Annotated in this window: 21 protein-coding genes; 9 read left to right on the top strand and 12 right to left on the bottom strand. The window is 63.4% G+C overall.

Annotated elements, in window-relative coordinates; translation table 11 throughout:
• Positions 1-119: 119 nt before the first annotated feature.
• On the top strand, positions 120-917 hold the full coding sequence (locus tag EOA19_RS17190; RefSeq protein WP_128304286.1) for a lytic transglycosylase domain-containing protein: 798 nt from the start codon (positions 120-122) through the stop codon (positions 915-917).
• A gap of 4 nt (positions 918-921) precedes the next feature.
• Here EOA19_RS17190 and EOA19_RS17185 read toward each other — a convergent pair whose 3' ends face one another.
• Positions 922-1509 carry a hypothetical protein gene (locus EOA19_RS17185; RefSeq protein ID WP_245486198.1) on the bottom strand — a complete coding sequence of 196 codons (588 nt, stop codon included), beginning with the start codon at positions 1507-1509 and terminating at the stop codon, positions 922-924.
• Between the two features lie 5 nt (positions 1510-1514).
• Positions 1515-2738, bottom strand: a complete 1224-nt coding sequence (locus EOA19_RS17180) for an argininosuccinate synthase (RefSeq protein WP_128304285.1) — start codon at positions 2736-2738, stop codon at positions 1515-1517.
• 287 nt (positions 2739-3025) lie between these two features.
• On the opposite strand from EOA19_RS17180, the gene EOA19_RS17175 reads away from it, so the two are divergent.
• Both EOA19_RS17175 and EOA19_RS17170 read left to right on the top strand, forming a co-directional pair.
• A complete protein-coding gene (locus EOA19_RS17175) occupies positions 3026-5095 on the top strand; it encodes a bifunctional diguanylate cyclase/phosphodiesterase (RefSeq protein WP_245486196.1) in 2070 nt (689 codons plus the stop codon).
• A 126-nt stretch (positions 5096-5221) separates the two neighbouring features.
• Positions 5222-5863 (top strand): LysE family translocator, encoded by a 642-nt coding sequence (locus EOA19_RS17170; protein ID WP_128304284.1) that lies wholly within the window; start codon positions 5222-5224, stop codon positions 5861-5863.
• 6 nt (positions 5864-5869) lie between these two features.
• On the opposite strand, the gene EOA19_RS17165 is transcribed toward EOA19_RS17170, so the two are convergent.
• The 6 genes from EOA19_RS17165 to EOA19_RS17140 form a co-directional block, all read right to left on the bottom strand.
• On the bottom strand, positions 5870-6349 hold the full coding sequence (locus EOA19_RS17165; protein ID WP_128304283.1) for a hypothetical protein: 480 nt from the start codon (positions 6347-6349) through the stop codon (positions 5870-5872).
• Positions 6349-6798 carry a hypothetical protein gene (locus EOA19_RS17160; protein ID WP_128304282.1) on the bottom strand — a complete coding sequence of 150 codons (450 nt, stop codon included), beginning with the start codon at positions 6796-6798 and terminating at the stop codon, positions 6349-6351. The genes EOA19_RS17165 and EOA19_RS17160 overlap by 1 nt, the downstream gene beginning before the upstream one ends.
• Positions 6795-8030, bottom strand: coding sequence for a 23S rRNA (adenine(2503)-C(2))-methyltransferase RlmN (gene rlmN, locus EOA19_RS17155; protein ID WP_023811317.1), 1236 nt, complete (start codon positions 8028-8030; stop codon positions 6795-6797). The genes EOA19_RS17160 and rlmN overlap by 4 nt, the downstream gene beginning before the upstream one ends.
• A 191-nt stretch (positions 8031-8221) precedes the next feature.
• Positions 8222-8725, bottom strand: a complete 504-nt coding sequence (locus tag EOA19_RS17150) for an invasion associated locus B family protein (RefSeq protein WP_127296348.1) — start codon at positions 8723-8725, stop codon at positions 8222-8224.
• A 270-nt stretch (positions 8726-8995) separates the two neighbouring features.
• Positions 8996-9358, bottom strand: a complete 363-nt coding sequence (locus EOA19_RS17145; RefSeq protein ID WP_128304281.1) for a YkvA family protein — start codon at positions 9356-9358, stop codon at positions 8996-8998.
• 123 nt (positions 9359-9481) lie between these two features.
• The gene (locus tag EOA19_RS17140) at positions 9482-9778 is read right to left on the bottom strand and encodes a 4a-hydroxytetrahydrobiopterin dehydratase (RefSeq protein WP_023811314.1); all 297 of its coding nucleotides are present in this window, start codon (positions 9776-9778) and stop codon (positions 9482-9484) included.
• A 50-nt stretch (positions 9779-9828) separates the two neighbouring features.
• Here EOA19_RS17140 and EOA19_RS17135 point away from each other — a divergent pair, with 50 nt between their 5' ends.
• Positions 9829-10347 (top strand): low molecular weight protein-tyrosine-phosphatase, encoded by a 519-nt coding sequence (locus EOA19_RS17135; RefSeq protein WP_128304280.1) that lies wholly within the window; start codon positions 9829-9831, stop codon positions 10345-10347.
• Here EOA19_RS17135 and thpR read toward each other — a convergent pair.
• Together thpR and EOA19_RS17125 are read right to left on the bottom strand one after the other, a co-directional pair.
• Positions 10251-10847, bottom strand: a complete 597-nt coding sequence (gene thpR, locus EOA19_RS17130) for an RNA 2',3'-cyclic phosphodiesterase (protein WP_127382293.1) — start codon at positions 10845-10847, stop codon at positions 10251-10253. The genes EOA19_RS17135 and thpR overlap by 97 nt on opposite strands.
• A gap of 125 nt (positions 10848-10972) precedes the next feature.
• On the bottom strand, positions 10973-11617 hold the full coding sequence (locus EOA19_RS17125) for an arylesterase (protein ID WP_128304279.1): 645 nt from the start codon (positions 11615-11617) through the stop codon (positions 10973-10975).
• A gap of 84 nt (positions 11618-11701) precedes the next feature.
• On the opposite strand from EOA19_RS17125, the gene EOA19_RS17120 reads away from it, so the two are divergent.
• The 4 genes from EOA19_RS17120 to EOA19_RS17105 all read left to right on the top strand — a co-directional run bounded on the left by EOA19_RS17120 (position 11702) and on the right by EOA19_RS17105 (position 16636).
• Positions 11702-12397, top strand: coding sequence for an ABC transporter ATP-binding protein (locus EOA19_RS17120; protein ID WP_023811310.1), 696 nt, complete (start codon positions 11702-11704; stop codon positions 12395-12397).
• Positions 12397-14946, top strand: a complete 2550-nt coding sequence (locus EOA19_RS17115) for an ABC transporter permease (protein WP_023811309.1) — start codon at positions 12397-12399, stop codon at positions 14944-14946. The genes EOA19_RS17120 and EOA19_RS17115 overlap by 1 nt, the downstream gene beginning before the upstream one ends.
• Positions 14947-15173: 227 nt before the next feature.
• Complete coding sequence (locus EOA19_RS17110; protein ID WP_127296342.1) at positions 15174-15953, top strand: Bax inhibitor-1/YccA family protein; 780 nt, start codon at positions 15174-15176, stop codon at positions 15951-15953.
• Between the two features lie 110 nt (positions 15954-16063).
• Positions 16064-16636, top strand: a complete 573-nt coding sequence (locus tag EOA19_RS17105) for a GNAT family N-acetyltransferase (protein ID WP_128304278.1) — start codon at positions 16064-16066, stop codon at positions 16634-16636.
• Positions 16637-16718: 82 nt separating this feature from the next.
• On the opposite strand, the gene EOA19_RS17100 is transcribed toward EOA19_RS17105, so the two are convergent.
• On the bottom strand, positions 16719-17102 hold the full coding sequence (locus EOA19_RS17100) for a DUF2794 domain-containing protein (protein ID WP_128304277.1): 384 nt from the start codon (positions 17100-17102) through the stop codon (positions 16719-16721).
• 605 nt (positions 17103-17707) lie between these two features.
• The gene (locus EOA19_RS17095) at positions 17708-18508 is read right to left on the bottom strand and encodes a thioredoxin family protein (RefSeq protein ID WP_023811305.1); all 801 of its coding nucleotides are present in this window, start codon (positions 18506-18508) and stop codon (positions 17708-17710) included.
• A 172-nt stretch (positions 18509-18680) separates the two neighbouring features.
• On the opposite strand from EOA19_RS17095, the gene EOA19_RS17090 reads away from it, so the two are divergent.
• A complete protein-coding gene (locus EOA19_RS17090) occupies positions 18681-19352 on the top strand; it encodes a ceramidase domain-containing protein (protein WP_128304276.1) in 672 nt (223 codons plus the stop codon).
• Positions 19353-19401 lie beyond the last annotated feature (49 nt).

Below are 19401 nucleotides of genomic sequence, written 5' to 3'. Positions count from 1 at the left end.
CACTTGATCCTAGGCAAATTCCACGGCATTCGCCAGCATTGCAGCGGTGACAGTGACAAGTGCGCGTTTCGCTGGCAAGTTCGCAATTGGGACGTGATTCAGGCAACCAGGAGATCAACATGGCAATTCTTGCCAAGGGAAAGATGTTTGCAGCGGCCGTGGTGGCGGTGCTTGCGCTGGCGACGGGCGCACAGGCGGCAGCCAGCTGCGGCAAGACCGGCGCCGGCTTCGACGCCTGGAAGCAGGACTTTGCCGCGCAGGCCAGGTCGGAAGGTGTAGGCGCCAAGGGGCTGGCCGCTCTGGCCGGGGCAAACTACGCGACAAAGACGATCTCAGTCGACCGCGGCATTCACAAGGCCTTCAGCGGCTCGGTGGACGATTTCATGCGGCGTCGTGGTGGCGCAGCGATTATTTCCAAGGGCCGGTCGCTGAAAAAGTCGAATGCGGCGCTGTTCTCCAAGATCGAAGCGAATTACGGCGTGTCGCCGGGCGTGTTGCTCGCCATCTGGGGTATGGAAACCGGCTTCGGTTCGGCCATGGGCAACCAGAACACCGTCTCTGCCATTTTGACGCTTGCCTATGATTGCCGCCGGCCGGGGTTCTTCTACCCGCATGCCATCGCAGCCCTGAAGCTGGTTGATCGCGGGGCGTTGACAGCCTCGTCGGTCGGGGCCGCGCATGGCGAGATCGGACACACGCAGTTCCTGCCCGGAAACGTCCTGAAATATGGCGTCGGTGGCGGAAACCTGCGCGACAAGAGCACGGCGCTGGCTTCCACCGCCAACTTCCTCAAGGGGCATGGCTGGCGGGCGGGCGCGAGCGCGAGTGCGAATATGGGCGCGATTGCCGGCTGGAATTCCGCGAGCGTCTATCAGCAGGCCATCGCCCGCATTGCCACGGCGATCGACGGCGATTGACGGATCATGCTCCGGGCAGAAGGCCCCGGCTATTTTTGACTTGATCGGAAACCCGGCGCGAATGTCGGGTTTCATTTGATTCGAGCGTGTAGGAGCAGCCCGCCAGCGTCTTGCCGGGGTGCGACTCGACGGTCGAGACGTTGAGCTTGATGCCCGTGGAGAAGGTCAATCCTTCCGACTCTTCGGTGCTTTGGACAACGACCTTCTCGCCAAGGAATTTTTCCGGCGTCGAAAAAACGGCAATGACATTGAGCTCCCTGGCAAGCTCTGGCGCCGCAATGCCATCGAGCACGGCCATCGGCCCGGCTGCGGTAAACACGATCGATCCCGTCTCGCGGTTGAACACGCGGATTTTGGCCGGCAGTTCGTATTGGCTGAGAAACGGATTGCCCGAGGCAACCTCCTTCCAGCCAAGCGTTTCAACGGCACCTGGTGCGCTGGACAGCCACAGGGCAAAGTCGTTGTAGGTCGGAACGTCCGCCCTGCACTCGATCAGGGCCGGAAGGTCGAGAGAGGCGGGGTCGAACTCCTGGCCGGCGGCCGGCGTCGCCAGAACAACCAGCGGCGCCAAGCAGCGACCGAAACCGCGCATCCGCGCTACTTGGTGCGGCTGCGCGCGGCCAGCGTCCTTAGCCTCAGCGCGTTGAGGCGGATGAAGCCGGCGGCGTCCTTCTGGTCGTAGGCGCCGCGATCGTCCTCGAAGGTGACCAGCGCATCCGAATAAAGCGTCTTCTTCGACTTGCGGCCGGTGACCATGACATTGCCCTTGTAGAGCTTGAGGCGCACCGTGCCTTCGACGTCTTCCTGGCTCTTGTCGATCATCGCCTGCAGCATCAGCCGTTCGGGCGCGAACCAGAAGCCGTTGTAGATCAGCTCGGCATAGCGCGGCATGAACTCGTCCTTGAGGTGGGCGGCACCTCGGTCGAGCGTGATCGATTCGATGGCGCGATGGGCGGCGATCAGGATGGTGCCGCCTGGTGTTTCGTAGACGCCGCGCGATTTCATGCCGACGAAGCGGTTCTCGACCAGGTCGAGCCGGCCGATGCCATTGTCGCGGCCAAGATCGTTGAGTGCCGCCAGCATGGTCGCCGGCGACAGTTTCTTGCCGTTCAGCGCGATCGGATCGCCCTTCAGGAACTCGATCTCGATCTCGGTGACGGTATCAGGCGCGTCCATCGGCGAAACGGTGCGCTGGTGGACGAATTCGGGCGGCTCCACCCACGGGTCTTCCAGCACCTTGCCCTCGGAGGACGAATGCAAAAGGTTGGCGTCGACCGAAAACGGTGCGTCGCCCTTCTTGTCCTTCGGCACCGGGATCTGGTGCTGCTCGGCGAAATTCATCAGGTCGGTACGCGATTTGAACGACCAGTCGCGCCACGGCGCGATGACCTTGATGTCGGGGTTCAGTGCGTAAGCTGAAAGCTCGAAGCGAACCTGATCGTTGCCCTTGCCGGTGGCGCCATGCGCGATCGCGTCGGCGCCGGTTTCCCGGGCTATATCGACCAGATGCTTGGAGATCAGCGGCCGCGCGATCGAGGTGCCGAGCAGATAGGTGCCTTCATAGACGGTGTTGGCGCGAAACATCGGGAAGACGAAGTCGGACACGAATTCCTCGCGCACGTCGACGACGCGGATGTCCTTGATGCCCATCATCTCGGCCTTGCGACGGGCCGGCTCGAGTTCGCCGCCCTGGCCAAGATCGGCGGTGAAAGTCACGACTTCGGCGCCGAGTTCAGTCTGCAGCCATTTCAGGATGATGGATGTGTCGAGACCGCCGGAATAGGCGAGCACGACCTTCTTGACGTCTTTGGCCTTGGACATTTCTACTCCGTCGATGGCGGACGCCCCAGCCTGGGCGTCACGGATTGTCGCAGCGCCTTTTAGCAGGAACGGCAGAGCGAGCAAGCACACGTGCATGCATGGCTTCTGGTCCAGTCCATGGCGAGGGGTGGGCAGGGAAAACAACCTTCTGCAATCAAGGGCTGCATTTGCTGGAGGGATTTAATCAAGTTTTCACGCTCCGTCGCTAATATGACGACAAGCTGTGTAGGCGAAGTGCCGAGACGGCCTTGCCTCGTCGCGGGCACCCTCGGGCTGGGCCATTCCTGATGCGCGTTATATCATGTATCGCCACGGAGCATAATCTGTGGCTCGTCCTGCTGGCGGCGCTGATGTGCGTCACCGGCTGCTGGGTGACGATCGGCCTCTTCGACCGTGCCAGGAAAACCGCCGGCGTGCAGATGCGGGGCTGGCTGTTCCTGACCGCAGTCGCGGCCGGTTCCTCGATCTGGTGCACGCATTTTATCGCCATGCTGGCCTATGAGCCCGGCGCGCCGATCACCTTCGATCCGGTCTTGACCATGGTGTCCCTGGTCATCGCCATTGCCGGCACCGGAGCGGGCTTCACCCTTGCCTCCGACAAGCGTCTGGTCCCGGAGTGGGGCGGATGCGTCGTCGGGCTGGCGATCTCGGCCATGCACTACACCGGCATGATGGCCTATCACGTTGCCGGCATCGTCGAATGGGACGGCTCCTATGTTGCCGCTTCACTGGTGATTTCGGCGGCGTTTTCCGCCGTGGCTGTCGGCCATGCCGTGCGTCGACCATACCGCTGGTCGCACTACCTCGCCATCGGGCTGCTGGTGCTGGCGATCGTCGGCCTGCATTTCACGGCGATGGCGGCGGTGGCGGTGACGCCGCTGTCCTTCATCACCACCGGCACCAACCCCGACATTCTCGTGGCGATGGCGGTCGCCGTCGCCATTGTCGGCCTGATCGTCGCGGCCACCGGCTTCGCCAGCTATCTGATCGATGAGCGTGGTCGTTTGGAGAGCTTCGAGCGGCTTCAGCATCTCGCCCTCAACGACGCCCTTACCGGCCTTCCCAACCGGGTCTCCTTCAACGACCGCCTTGACCATGAAATCGACCGGGCATGCGAGGGCGAGGACACAATGACGGCGGTCATCGTCATCGATCTCGACCGCTTCAAGGAGATCAACGACCTCAGGGGGCATGCGGCCGGCGACCAGGCGCTCAAGATCGTCGCCCGCAGGCTGTCGAAACTCATCGGCGAGGGCGAATTCGTCGCCCGGCTCGGCGGTGACGAGTTCGCCGCGATCAAGCGCTTCAAGGATCAGAAGGACCTTCTCGGGCTGGTCTCGCGGCTGGAGAAATCCCTGTTCGAGCCGTTGCGACTCGACGATTTCGAAATCGCCGCCGGCGCCAGCATCGGCGTAGCGATCTATCCGCGCGACGGGGCCGACCGCGAGCGGCTGGTCAGCAATGCCGATCTTGCCATGTACCGGGCAAAGAACGACGTCACGCGAGCCGTCTGCTTCTACGAATCCGCCATGGACGAGACGGCGCGGGCGCGCCGCGCGCTGGCCACCGACCTTCGCCAGGCGATCGAGCGCGGCGAGCTTTCGCTCCACTATCAGGTGCAGACCTCGGTCCCGACCGGCGCCACCTGCGGCTACGAGGCGCTGCTGCGCTGGACCCATCCGGTGCACGGCATGATCCCGCCCGCCGAATTCATCCCGATTGCCGAGGAGAACGGCTCGATCATGGCGATCGGCGAATGGGTGCTGCGGACCGCGTGCCGCCAGGCGGCCTCGTGGGGCAACGGCCACAAGATCGCGGTCAATTTGTCGCCGGTGCAGTTCGCCCATGCCGATCTCGCCAAGCTCGTCCATCAGATCCTGATCGAGACCGGGTTGTCGCCGAAACGGCTGGAGCTGGAGCTCACCGAATCGACGATCGTCGCCGACAAGGTGCGCACGCTGCATGTTCTGCGCCAGATCAAGGCGCTGGGGGTGACGATCGCGATCGACGATTTCGGCACAGGCTATTCATCGCTCGATACGCTGCGCTCGTTTCCGTTCGACAAGATCAAACTCGACCGTTCATTCATGGCTGACGTCGAGCGAAGCCCGCAGGCCAAGGCCATCATCCGGGCGGTGCTGACGCTGGGCCGCAGCCTCGACATTCCGGTGCTTGCGGAAGGCGTCGAGACGCATGTCCAGCTCACCATCCTGCAAGTCGAAGGCTGCAACGAGGCGCAAGGCTATTTCCTCGGCCGGCCCAAGCCGATCGACCAGATCACCGGGGACGCCGATGTCCGCAACGATCAACTCGTCGCGGAGGAGCCGGCGAGGATGCGGCTGAGCAGGCAGGCATAGGACGCCGCGGCCGGCCGTCCAGCGAATGCCGTGCGGACGCCTGCTGGATCGAGATCGGGTCGCTGCTGTGTCTGGCATCGTCATGGCGCATCCTGTATAGGCCTCGCAATCCCTTGGGGGCCGCTCATGTCGTTCATTCCAGACACCGCCACGCTGATCCAGTTCGCCATCGCCACGGTCATCCTGGCGATCACGCCGGGGCCGGACATGACCCTGTTCGTCTCGCGCACGCTGAGCCAGGGCCGTGCCACCGGCTTTGCCTCGATGGCCGGCGCGCTGTGCGGCACGCTGATCCACACCACACTGGTGGTTGTCGGTGTCTCGGCGCTGATCGTCGCCTCGCCGATGGCTTTCTTCGTGCTGAAGATCTTCGGCGCCGGCTATCTCGTCTTCCTGGCCTGGCAGGCAATCACCAGGGGCTCGGCCTTTTCGCCGGAGAAGAAGACAGGCCCCGAGATTTCCCTGTTGCGCAGCTGGGCCGCGGGTCTTGGCGTCAATCTGCTCAACCCGAAGATCATCCTGTTCTTCATGACCTTCCTGCCGCAGTTCGTCTCCGCGCATGATCCGAACGCACCGGGAAAGCTGTTTTTCCTTGGGCTGATGTTCATTGTGCTGTCGGTCCCGGTGACGGTGCCGATGGTGCTGGCGGCGGAAAAGTTTTCGGCGGCGATGAAGGCCAGCCCGCGCGTCACACGGGCGGTCGACTATCTCTTTGCCGGCGTGTTCTCCGCCTTCGCCCTCAAGATCCTGACGGCCCAGGCGAAGTAGGCGCCGTCATCCTGTCCGGCCATCCTCTTTTGAGCCTGGTTCGCCTTGCCACCAGCTTGCGGCCCAGCGCCCGGCGCTGAGCCAGTAAAAGATACCACCGACCATGCCGCTGCCGATCACGGCCATGATGGCGCTGGTGTCCCTGACGATGAAGGCGGTGTCATCGCTGCGGTCGGCAAGCCCGAGGAAAACACCGGCAACCACCGCGCCTGCCAGCGCATAGAACAGCCAGTCGCGCCGGCCCAGGATTTCGGCAAGCAGGATGACGACAGAGGCCGGCATCAGGGCGAAATAGGCGACGAACAGGGCGGCGAAGGGAATTGAGAAATACAGGGAAGTCGTCGCCGTCGGGTGCGCATGTTCCGGCGTGTAGCCGAGCGATGCCAGGAACAGGATGTTGAGGAAGGCACTCGCCGCCAGCGAGGCGACGGCATAGCCGAACAGGATGACAGTGAAACGGACGAGGTAGCCGACGAGACGCGCCATCAATCTCTGCCCAGAGTCTGTCGCGTGCCGGACCTGCGTCCAGCCAGAAGCCAGTAGACCGAACCGGCGGCGATGCCGGCGGTGGCGAGAAAACCCAGAAAGCCCGGATTGAAGACAAAGCTGCTGGCCGAGCGCGGCATGGATACGCCAAAGGCGATGGACGTGATCGCACCGGTGGCGGCGAAGTAGTACCATCCCCGAAGTGAAAACCGTTCGGCGACAAAGAGCGCCGGGCCGACGATCAACAGCGCGCCGATCGTTACGGTCAAGACGGCGAGCGGGAACGAGCCCAGCCAGTCGAAAGCGAAAATGATGGACCAGTTGCCGTCTTCGATGCCTTCCAGGAGAGCGATCAGCAGCACCGGCACCAGGATCGAGGTCAGCACCGCGGCGACATAGCCGACCGCCATGATGGCGAAGCGTTTTAGCCAGGCGAAGGGGCGGCTCACGCCTCGCCGTGCCCCGCTATCATCATCGCTTCCAGCGCCAGCCGGTCGACCTTGCGCATGCGCTCGGAGTCGGATTTGAGCTGGCCGCAGGCGGCGAGAATGTCGCGGCCGCGCGGCGTGCGGATCGGCGAGGCATAGCCGGCATTGTTGATGTAATCGGCGAATTTCTCGATCGTCTCCCAGTCCGAGCACTGGTAATTGGTGCCCGGCCACGGGTTGAACGGGATCAGGTTGATCTTGGCCGGAATGCCCTTGAGCAGCTTGATCAGGCCCTTGGCGTCCTCGATGGAATCGTTGACGTCCTTCAGCATCACATATTCGAAGGTGATGCGCTTGGCGTTCGACAAGCCGGGATAGGCGCGGCAGGCGGCGATCAGCTCGTTGAGCGGATACTTCTTGTTGATCGGCACAAGCAAGTCGCGCAGATCGTCATTGGTGGCGTGCAGCGAGATCGCCAGCATGACGCCGATCTCCTCGCCGGTGCGGAAGATTTCCGGCACGACGCCGGAGGTCGACAGCGTGATGCGCCGCTTCGACAGGGACAGGCCGTCACCGTCGGAAGCGATCAGCAGCGCCTTCTTCACCGCTTCGAAATTGTAAAGCGGTTCGCCCATGCCCATCATGACGACGTTGGACACTTTGCGGCCCTCGGCCGGCACGATGGCGCCGTCGGGCGTGTCGCGGTCGGGAAAATCGCCGAGCCGGTCGCGGGCGGTGAGCAGCTGGGCGAGGATCTCCTCAGCCGTTAGATTGCGCACCAGCTTCTGCGTGCCGGTGTGGCAAAACGAGCAGGTCAGCGTGCAGCCCACCTGTGACGAGATGCACAGTGTGCCGCGACCCTCTTCGGGAATGTAGACAGTCTCGATCTCGACCGGCCGGCCGGCGCCGCGCGGCGGAAAGCGGAACAGCCACTTTCGCGTGCCGTCGGCGGAAATCTGCTCCTCGACGATCTCGGGCCTGGCGACGGTGAAATGCTTGTCGAGCTCGGCGCGCAGATCCTTGGAGATGTTGAACATGCCGGCGAAATCGGAGACGCCGCGCACATACATCCAGTGCCACAACTGCTGGGCGCGCATTTTCGCCTGGCGCTCGGGCACGGTGCCTGATGCAACCAGAGCCTCGGCGAGCTCGACCCGCGTCAGGCCGATCAGCGACGGCTTTTCGGGCTGTGCCGCGCGGGCACGCAACGCGTCGCGGGCGCCGTCAGTGGTGAGATCGAATGAAAGGGTCATGGTTGCACTGATATAAGCGGTTTGCGGCCGATTTCACGCATCGTGCCGGAAAGGAAGCGCGGCGCATAGCACAGGTTGACGGCAGAGTCATGGGTTGTGCGATGATGCACCCTCGCCAGAGATCCACCAACAGACCCAAAAACGAAAGGCCGGGCTTTGCGGCCCGGCCTTTCACTAAAACAAAGCCTAGCCTATTTGCACTTGGCAATCGACGTCAGCGCCGCCGAAATGCCCTTCAGCGAGAAGACGTAGCTGGTCGGGTTGCCGCGGCCGGACTTCGCCGTCACCTTCATGTCGGTGCCGGTCTTCATGGCGGCGATCAGCACCGGCTCCTCGGCGGCATTCTCGACCCAGGCCGATTTGCCGCGGGTGAACATCGAAAACGTCTTCTTATCGATGGTCACGGTGGCCTTGGAGCCGTCCTGGAAGTTGTAGCCGGCAATGAATTGCGGCTCGTAGGACACTTGCTGGCCGGGCCGCTGGCTGACGAAGAAGAACATGTCGCCATGGTCGAGCGTCGGCGGCTGCTTGTCGGTCGGCACGGTCAGGACATAGCAGACCTTGCCGCCCGACGCCTGGTAGCTGTAGGTGCCCCAGGCATTGTGCTGGCCGATTTTGGTCGCCGACTGCGCCAGTGCCGGCGCTGCCACGGCCACCAGGGCCAGACTCGAAACTATAGCAATCAATCCGCGCATCGCTTTTCCCGTATTCCAAATGGTGCGGAGGCAGGCCGGCTTGGCGTCCTGCCCGTCGCTTCATTTTGATTTAATCTGGGTTACCAAACGGTGAATTTCCGAAGAGAAAAGGACCCTCACCCCGAGGAAACCGCCGCCATTCCCGCGCCGCCGCCTTGTGAGCGGCTGGCGCGACATCCCTTTGGCGACTTGGAGGCCACGAAAGCGGCAAGAGTTTGACTTTTTACGCTGTCGCAGAAAGCCGGCTTCAACGGCGTTCCGTGCGCGAGTTCAGCCCTTGTCGGCCATGGCGTCCCTGGCGGCCTGCCGGTGCGCAGTGGTGATGTGGGCACTGACGGCGGTGATCGCGGCGGTGAGCACGGCGATGTCGTCGGTGAAGCCAAGCCCGAAGACGAAGTCGGGGATGACATCCACCGGCAGCACGAAATAGCCGAGCGCGGCGAGCAGAATGCCTTTGGCGCGCAGCGGCGTGTTCTTGTCCATGGCGCAGTAATAGGCGGCCACCACCTCTTCCATGAAGGGGATCTGCCGCGCGGCCTTCTTGGCTGTGCGCCAGAATTTCTCGCGCACTTCGCTCTCGTCCGCCAGCTTGCCGCCAAAGCCGAAGAAATTAAAACCGGATTGTCGCGCCATCAGTCTCTCCTTGCAGAGCCCGTGCGCATCCCGGCGCATGCCCGCGGGGCAAAATGTGGTGAAACCCGACCCCCGCTACAAGATGCCGGTGCCGATTTGGGCCCGCCGAGGCGATACCAGGCCTCAGGCGCCGGCAAAACGGTTCATTTTCTTGGCCAGATCGATATCGAGCGCGGTGACGCCGCCGGCGTCGTGAGTGTTCAGCGTCACGTCGACTGTCTTGTAGACATTCGACCAGTCGGGATGATGGTCCATCGTCTCGGCGGCAAGCGCGACGCGGGTCATGAAGGCGAAAGCCTCGGAGAAATTCGCGAAGGTGAATGTACGCTTGATGGAGGCGCCGTCTTCCGCCAGCGCCCAGCCGTCGAGACCGGTCAATGCGGCTTCAGCGGCTTGCCTGCCCAGTTTCTCTCTCGCCATGTCCATATCCTGTGCTATTCGAAAACGACCCTCACCATAGCGACGGATCGATGAGCGCGAAGCCCATAAACTCCATTCTCTTCGTCTGCCTCGGCAACATCTGCCGGTCGCCGCTGGCGGAAGGTGTCTTCCGCGCCGTTTGGGCCGAGCGCGGATCGGCCCGGGATATCCTGCTCGATTCAGCGGGAACCAGTGACTGGGAGGCCGGCTCTGCCCCCGATCGACGCGCGATCGCGATCGCGGTGCGGCACGGCGTAGACATTTCCGGACAGAGGGCGCGCAAGGTCACGCCGCAGGACCTCCACCGTTTCGACCTGATCCTCGGCATGGACCGGTCGAATGTCGCCGACCTGAAGGCGCTGGCGCCGGCGGCCGTGCAGGACCGCATCCATCTGTTCCTGGAGTTCGCGCAGGGAAAGGCACGCGACGTGCCGGATCCTTATCATGACGAGGCAGAAGCCTTCGCTTCCGCCTATCGCATGATCCGCGAGGCGTCGGAGGCGCTGGCGACAAGGCTGGAGGCGCGGGCGTCCGTGCCTGACAGCGGCCAGGCTTCCTCGACGATATAGGGTCCGCCGCCGACCGAATCGCGCGACGACATCAGCACGAAACGGCCGATGCGGAACGGCAGCGTCGAGAAATTGCCGCGCGCCGACAGATATTGGGCGACGTCCAGCGGAGTCGAATTGCGTAAGCGCGCCAGCGTCACATGCGGCATGAACTTGCGCGGATCGGCCGGGATGCCGAGCCGCTGGCAGATGCGGTCGATCTCGCCCTGAAGGGCAGCCAGACCGGGCGAGGCGGAAGCACCCGCCCACACCGCATGCGGCTTCTTCTGCCCGAAAGCGCCGACGCCGGACAGCGCCAGCGAGAAGGAAGGGCGGTGGACGCGGTCGAGCGCGTTGGCGATCTCGTCGGCGACATGGCCGGGGACATCGCCGATGAAGCGCAGCGTCAGATGGTAGTTTTCGACATCGATCCAGCGGGCTCCCGGCAAGCCGCCCCGCAGCAGGGACAGCGAAAGGGCAGCGTCACGCGGAATTTCGAGGGCGGTGAAAAGACGCGGCATGAAGAGCCTCCCTTCCTCGAATCGAACTGTCACCTATAGCGAATCATCGATAGTCAAACGGAGCAAGAGGTTTGTTGGCCACAGTCCCTGTTAAAAGCTTGCCGGGCGGAAACAGTTCCAATCCGCTAGGAATCGCCCGGCACTGCCGCGATCACCTTCTCTACCGTCGGCAGGATGCGTTCGACCATCTGGTCGACGCCTTTTGCGCTCGGATGCAGGCCGTCCTCGAGTTGCATGCCGGGCTGGCCGGCGACGCCGTCGAGAAAGAACGGGTAGAGCACGACTTCGTATTTCTTCGCCAGGTCCGGAAAAATGGCGTCGAACGCATTCTGGTAGTCGGGACCGAGATTGGGTGCGGCACGCATGCCGGCCAGAAGCACGGCAATCTTGCGCTGCTTCAGCTTGCTCAGCATCTCGTCGAGGTTCTTCCTGGTGATGTCGGGCGAAACGCCGCGCAGCATGTCGTTGGCGCCGAGTTCGAGGATGACAAGCTGCGTGCCGTCCGGCACCGACCAGTCGAGCCGAGCCAGGCCGCCGCTCGTCGTGTCGCCGGAGACGCCGGCATTGGCGACGATCACATCCTGGCCCCTGGCGCCAAGCGCGGCCTGCAGCCTGTCGGTAAAGCCCTGGTCCGGGCCAAGACCGAAGCCCGCCATCAGGCTGTCACCGAAGCCGACGATCTTGAACGGCTCGGCGCTCGCCGACGACATGGCGCCGCTGATGGCGAGGAAAACCATCAAGCCTGCGGCAATACTGCGTTTGAAAGACATGCGGCAGGCCCCATATGAGCTAGGAATTCTTCAGTCGACGGCTTCCGGCAAGCAGAGCCTTTCCAGATATAGGACGATTTCATTTTGACAGAAGCCGTCATCGCGCTGAAAGATGTATCCCTGACCCTTGGCGAGGGCGCTTCATCGGTCCATGTGCTGAAGGGTGTCAGCCTTGATGTGGCGACGGGCGAGGCGACCGGCATCGTAGGGCCTTCGGGTTCCGGCAAGTCGACATTGCTGATGGTCCTGGCAGGCCTGGAAAGAGTCGATTCGGGTACGGTCCGAATCGCCGGTGAGCTGCTCAACGGCAAAAGCGAGGACCAGATTGCTTCGTTTCGTGGCCGAAACATTGGCATCGTGTTCCAGTCCTTTCATCTCATTCCCAACATGACGGCGCTGGAAAATGTCGCGGTGCCGCTGGAACTGGCCGGCCATGCCGATCCGTTTTCGGTGGCGGCGCGCGAGCTGGCGGCGGTTGGCCTCAGCGACCGCGTCACCCACTATCCCGGCGAATTGTCGGGCGGCGAGCAACAGCGCGTGGCGATCGCCCGCGCATTGGCGCCGTCGCCGCGCATCCTGATCGCCGACGAGCCGACCGGCAATCTCGACCAGGCGACCGGGCGGCAGGTCGCCGACCTCTTGTTTGCCAAGGCGGCCGAGCGCGGCATGACGCTGGTGCTGGTGACCCATGATCCGGCGCTCGCGGCGCGCTGTTCGCGCCAGGTTTCGATGCGCTCGGGCCGGATCGAGGCACCGGCCCCCGTCAAGGTGACGGCCTGATGCCGCTGTCCCGGACGTTGAGGCTCGCGGTCCGCTTCTCACTGCGCGAGATGCGCGGCGGCCTGTCCGGCTTCCTGATCTTCCTCGCCTGCATCGCGCTCGGCGTCGCGGCCATCGGCGGCGTCAACTCGGTGGCGCGTTCGATCACCGCCGGTGTCGCCAATCAGGGCCAGACGCTGCTCGGCGGCGATCTTCGCTTCCAGATCAACCAGCGTGACGCCAGCCGGGCGGAGCGCAGCTTCCTTGACGGGCTCGGCACGGTTTCCCGGACCGCCAGCATGCGTTCGATGGCGCGTCTGGCCGACGGATCCGACCAGGCGCTGGTCGAGGCCAAGGCGGTCGACCATGCCTATCCGCTCTATGGCACGCTGGAGACCGAGCCGGCACTGTCGAAACAGGAACTGTTCGGCGAAGAGTTCGGCGTCTTCGGTGCGGCGGCACCCGATCTTCTGTTCGAGCGGTTGCACGTCAAGATCGGCGACCGGCTGAAGCTCGGCACCGCCACTTTCGAACTGCGCGCCAGGCTGGTCGCCGAACCGGACGCCGTGTCCGACGGTTTCGGCTTCGCCCCAAGGCTGATGATCTCGACCGACGGACTGGCGGCCACTGGACTGATCCAGCCGGGCAGCCTGGTCGAGAATGCCTACAAGATCCGGCTGCCGGCAGACGCCGACGAGGTGCGGCTGAAAGCCGTCCAGGACAAGGCCGCCACGGATTTCCCCGAAGCAGGCTGGTCGATCCGCACACGCAGCAACGCGGCGCCCGCGCTGTCGTCCAACATTGAACGTTTCTCGCAGTTCCTGACCCTGGTCGGGCTGACGGCGCTGGTGGTCGGCGGCGTGGGCGTCGCCAATGCGGTACGCGCCTATCTCGACGGCAAGCGCGGCGTCATCGCCACCTTCAAGAGCCTGGGCGCTTCGGGCGGCTTCGTCTTTGCCGTCTATCTCGTGCAGATCCTGATCATAGCCGGATTGGGTATCGTGCTGGGCCTTGTGCTCGGCGCACTGATGCCGTTCGCGGCGAGTGCGGCCTTGCAATCCGTCATTCCGGTGCCTGCCGAAGGCGGCTTCTATCCCGGCGCGCTCGGTATGGCGGCGCTGTTCGGCCTGCTGGTGACGTTGGCTTTCGCGCTGCTGCCGCTCGGCCGCGCCCGCGACGTGCCGGCAACCGCGCTGTTTCGCGAAATGGGGCTGGAAGGCCGCGGCTTGCCGCGCCCCGCTTATGTCGCGGCCGCCATAGGCATCGCGCTGTTGCTTGCGGCGCTGGCCATTCTGTTCTCGGGCGACCAGCGCATAGCCTCGATTTTTGTCGGCGCTACCGTCTTCGCCTTCCTGGTGCTGCGCGTGGTCGGCGCACTGGTGCAATGGGCGGCCAGGAAAAGCCCGCGCGTGCGCTTCGTGGCGCTCAGGCTCGCCATCGGCAACATTCATCGGCCAGGCGCCCTGACGCCATCGGTGGTGCTGTCCCTGGGGCTTGGCCTGACGCTGCTGGTGACGCTGGCGCTGATCGATGGCAATCTCAGGCGGCAGATCTCCGGCAGCCTGCCGGAACGGGCGCCGAACTTCTTCTTCGTCGACATCCAGAGCGCCGATGTCGCGTCTTTCTCGGCGCTGATCGGCAAGGAGGCCCCGCAGGGCGTGCTGGCCAAGGTGCCGATGCTGCGCGGCCGGGTGATGGCGCTGAACGGTGTCGATGTCGACAAGGTGAAAGTGCCGGCGGAAGGCGCCTGGGTGCTGAGGGGGGACCGCGGCCTGACCTATGACACCAGGCAACCGGAGAACGCGACGTTGACCGAGGGCAGTTGGTGGCCCGAAAATTACAGCGGCGAACCGCTGGTTTCGTTTTCGGCGCAAGAAGGCAAGGAGATCGGGCTGAAGCTCGGCGACACCATCACCGTCAATGTGCTGGGCCGCAATGTCACCGCCAGGATCGCCAATTTCCGCCAGGTCGAATGGGAGACGATGGGCATCAATTTCGTCATGGTCTTCTCGCCCAACACATTCGCAGGCGCCCCGCATGGCTGGATGGCGACGCTGACCGAAAAGAGTGCCTCGACGGCCGACGACGCCCGCATCCTCAACGCCGTCACCCGCGCCTTCCCCGCGGTGACGACGGTGCGGGTCAAGGACGCGCTCGATGTCGTCAACCGGTTGGTCGGGCAACTCGGCACGGCGATCCGGGCCGCCGCTGGCGTGGCGCTGATCGCCTCGGTGCTGGTGCTGGCCGGCGCGCTTGCAGCCGGCAACCGGGCGCGCATCCATGATGCGGTGGTGTTGAAGACGCTGGGTGCGACACGCACGACGCTGATATCGGCCTTCTCGCTCGAATATATGCTGATCGGGCTGGCCACCGCCATCTTCGCGCTGGCAGCGGGCAGTGCTGCCGCCTGGTTCGTCGTCGCGCGCATCATGACATTGCCGTCGCATTTCATGCCGGAGGTGGCGGTGGCAACCATTCTGTTTTCGCTGGTGGTCACGGTCGGCATTGGTCTCGCCGGCACCTGGCGGGTGCTCGGCCACAAGGCAGCACCGGTGCTGCGCAACCTGTGACGACAGGCCCGGAAAAGGCATCCTGGATTAAATCTTGGTAAGAAAGCCGTCCGGAAAGCCGAGGAATCGGCACTTGGTTGCCTCACGAACCGTTACATCCGGTTACGGTCTTGTTCTTGACGCGAATAACCATCATATTTCGCCACAGGCATGCTGGAGCCCTGCCAGCGGCGCCTGGGTCCGGAAGGACCTGACACCGGACGGGGCAGAAGCAATAGAGGACTACAATGGCTGATCCCATTCGCAACTACCAGACGCGCGCCGTGCCCGGCGTCAGCGTCGGTGCCGACATCGATCAGGGCCTGCGCGCCTACATGATCAAGGTTTACAATCTGATGGGGCTTGGCCTCCTCATCACTGGTCTTGCCGCTGTCGGCACGATCATGCTGGCCACCACCACCGATCCGGCTTCGGCTGTCGCGACGCTGCCAAGCGGCGAGATGCTGACCTCGTTCGGCTACGCGATCTTCGGTTCGCCGCTGCGCTGGGTGGTGATGCTGGCGCCGCTGGCCGCCGTGTTCTTCCTGTCGTTCAGGATTCAGTCGATGAGCGTCGCTGCCGCGCAGACCACGTTCTGGGTCTATGCCGGTCTCGTCGGCCTGTCGCTGTCGTCGATCTTCCTGGTCTACACCACGGCAAGCATCTCGCAGACCTTCTTCGCCACCGCCGCCGCTTTCGGCGCGCTGTCGCTGTTCGGCTACACCACCAAGCGCGACCTGACGGCGATGGGCTCGTTCCTGATCATGGGCGTGTTCGGCATCATCATCGCGTCGGTGATCAACATCTTCCTGCAGTCGTCGGCGCTGTCCTTTGCCGTGTCGGCGATCGGCGTGCTGGTCTTCGCCGGCCTCACCGCCTATGACACGCAGAAGATCAAGGAGATGTATTTCGAGGGCGACACTTCCGACGTCGCCGGCCGCAAGGCGATCATGGGCGCACTGACGCTCTATCTCGACTTCATCAACCTGTTCATGTTCCTGCTGCAGTTCATGGGCGACCGCCGCTAGTTCAGCAGCGCTTGGACCATCGAGTTCCAGAAGGGCGGCCCAACGGCCGCCCTTTTCTTTTGTCTTGGCCTTTGCTGTTATTGCGAGCAGGGAAACGGCATGCATAAACAATGAGCAATATTGCGATCCGGCCCGCTACGGTGGCCGACCTCGACAGCGTCACGGACATCTATGCCGACGCGGTGACCCAAGGCACGGCGAGCTATGAACTGGAGCCGCCGAGCCGCGCGGAGATGGGTGTTCGATTCGACAGCCTGATGGCCGGCGGCTTTCCTTACCTGGTGGCGGAGAAGGACGGCACCATTCTCGGCTACGCCTATGCCGGCGCCTTCCGGCCGCGCCCGGCCTATCGCTTCATCGTCGAGGATTCGGTCTATGTCGCGCCCGAGGCCAAGGGCCAGGGCGTCGGGCTCAAGCTGATGCAAAGCCTGATCGAGGCAGTGACGACGGCGGGCTTTCGCCAGATCATCGCGGTGATCGGCGATGGCCGTCCCGACAGTGCCTCGGTGCGGCTGCACGAAAAGCTCGGCTTTCGCTATTCGGGACGCCTCGAAGGTTCCGGCTACAAGCATGGGCGCTGGCTGGACACGGTGTTCATGCAGCTGTCGCTGAATGGCGGTGCCTCGGCGCCGCCCGATCCGAGCTCGCTGCCGGAGCGGAAGTTCCGCTTTAGAGGGGACTGAAGCGAGGAATTGGGGAATTGAAGAACTGAAGAAGAAGGCAGTTACATCAGGCGTCGAGTGCCCTTTTCTTCAATTCCGTAGCTCAAGCCTCTACAACCTTGAGCTTGCTGTCGAACACACCAAGCACGCGGCCAAGTTCCTGACCGCGTTTCAGGATGCGGCCGCCGGCGGCGATGACGGCAAAAGCGCCCTGCTTGCGGGCCAGTTTCGGATCCTTGACGATCTGGAACAGCGGCACTTCACTGGTGCGGCGGAATACGGAAAACACGGCGCGGTCCGCAAGATGATCGATGGCGTAGTCGCGCCATTCATTGGCAGCGACCATGCGTCCGTAGAGCCTGAGGATCTGGTCCAACTCGCGGCGGTCAAACCGTACCGGCTGATCGAGACGTTCGCGTCGTGCCTCGTGCAGCGGGATCAATATCGCGGATGCGTCCCCATCCCCCGTCCCGCTGTCATCCGTCATGCCTCGATCCTTCAAAATGAATCTTTGCCAACCAAAGTTGGCGTGTTCGCGACTGAATTGCAAGGCCTAGCGAACCGAGCCCCGCGCCGCGCCGTTTTCGTCACGTCCAGTCACTTTTATGAAACGCCGTGTTGGAATTGGTGATGTTCCGCCACATTTCTGCCTTTTTTTATCCGCGCTCATGCCCCAATGTCCGACGAATTTACCGGTGTTGCCTGAGACGGTTCGGTCCGGCACCGGCTCGTAAACCCCAAGCCCCCCGCCCACGGGTCTGCGTCGGATCGAACCAACCTCGGCTCTTCCTCGGAAGAACCGGGTGCGACGATCCCAAAACCTAAATGACCGACGTCAGAAGCAAGCTGACGTCGGTTTTTTATTGGGTGGTGAGTCGAGTGCGGTTTCACCGAGCGTCGCGTCCCCCTCACCCGGATTGCCAACCGAATTGCGAAGGGGCAATTCGGGACAATCCGACCTCTCCCCGAGGGGAGAGGAGATCGCGGCGGCGCTTTACCTCTTCTCCCCTCGGGGAGAAGGTGGCCGCGAAGCGGCCGGATGAGGGGCCTCCCATCCACAGTCCTAGCGAATATGGGGGGCGCCGGCGTCCGTTACGGCTTGTGGATGAACGCGGCGCCGAGAATAGGACCGGGCATGCCGTCCTTGCCGACCGACTGCAGCAGCACGGCGCAGCCGCCCTTTTTGGCAATCTCGCTCATCGGCAGCTCGTAGCGCTGTGCCTTGCCATGCCACATGCCAGCGGTCTGAATCCCGGTGACGGCGTTCCAGTAGGTCATCTTGCGGCCGGTATTCTCGCCCTCGCCGACCTTGACCGTCTGCGGCGGGTCGAAATAGACGATGACGACATGGGCGTCGCTGGGGCCGTTGCCGGCATCACCGGCGTCGATCGTCACACGGTCGCTGGTGCGGCTGACCTTGACGGCGACGCGCATGCCTTCGCCGTTCTTGGCCATGCGGGCGAGCGCGCCATCGACCTCGCCGCGGCTGGCGCCGTTGACGTGGACACGGCCGTTGATGACGGCCTGCGGCGTATAGACGGAGCGGCTGCCGAAGGCGCGCATGTAGTCGTATTGCCGCTCGGTGTTCTCCTTGCGGCCCAGCGTGTCCTGCCAGCCGAGATAGTCCCAATAGTCGACGTGATAGGCGAGCGCGACGATATCTTCCTTAGCGGCAAGTTCGGAGAACAGCGTATCGGCCGGCGGGCAGGAACTGCAGCCCTGGCTGGTGAACAGTTCGACCACGCCCAATGGCCTGTCGATCTGGAGCCTGTCGATCTGGACCCGGTCGGCATGGGCGCGATCGGATTCGCCGGCATGCCCGGCGCCGGCAGACGCCGAGAAGGCCAGCGCAAGAGCTGCCAGCCACAATGATTTTCGCGAGGCCATGGCCATTCCGATTCCCGCCGGTGGTGCCGGCTTTATCTTGATTGCTAAAATATGTGGCAGAACCGGAAGTCAACGGGAAGTCACGTTGCGGTGAAATTTTGCCATTGCAGCTGACCGCAACCCCGCAATAGGAAGGATCTGCGCTTCAGGATAGAAACCGATTCGGGCGGCAATCACGATGTGGCAAACGTTTTTGGCGCCGGTCGACCTCTATTGCGAGCGGACCGGCCCGGAATTCTGGTCCGAACCCGTCAACGCCCTGACCAATCTCGCCTTCATCGCCGCCGGCCTGTGGGGCGTGCGCGAGGTGCGAAGGCTGGGCACCGGCGCCTTCGCCGAGGTGCTGGCCTGGTGGGTGGTGGCGATCGGCATCGGTTCGACGATCTTCCACACCTTTGCCACCAAGGGCACGGTCTGGGCCGACGTGCTGCCGATCGCCGGCTTCACGCTGGCCTACACGCTGTTCAATTTACGCCGCTTCCTCGGCATGCGATGGGGCAAGGCCATTGCCATCTTCATTGCCTTCTATGTGCTTGCCGGGGCGATAACCCTTGCCGTGCCGGACTGGCTGCGCCAGGCGTCGAACGGTACGACGGGCTATCTGCCGCCGTTCCTGGCGCTCGCCTTCTTCGGTGTCTGGGTGACGGTGAGCGGCAATCGCGCCGGCTGGTATAATCTGGCGGGCTCGGCGATCTTCGTCGTGTCCGTCATCTGCCGGATGATCGACCCGGTGGTCTGCGGCAGCTTTCCGCTCGGAACGCACTTCCTCTGGCACATCCTCAACGGCGTGATGCTCAGCGTGCTTTTGGCGGCAGCGGCGCGGTTTGGGAAGCCGAAGGTAGGGGAATAGGGGAATAGGGGAATAGGGGAATAGGGAATAGGGAATAGGGAATAGGGAA

This window comes from Mesorhizobium sp. M7A.F.Ca.US.010.02.1.1 (assembly GCF_004023085.1).
Classification (GTDB): domain Bacteria; phylum Pseudomonadota; class Alphaproteobacteria; order Rhizobiales; family Rhizobiaceae; genus Mesorhizobium.
This window is presented reverse-complemented; position numbering and strand designations above follow the sequence as displayed.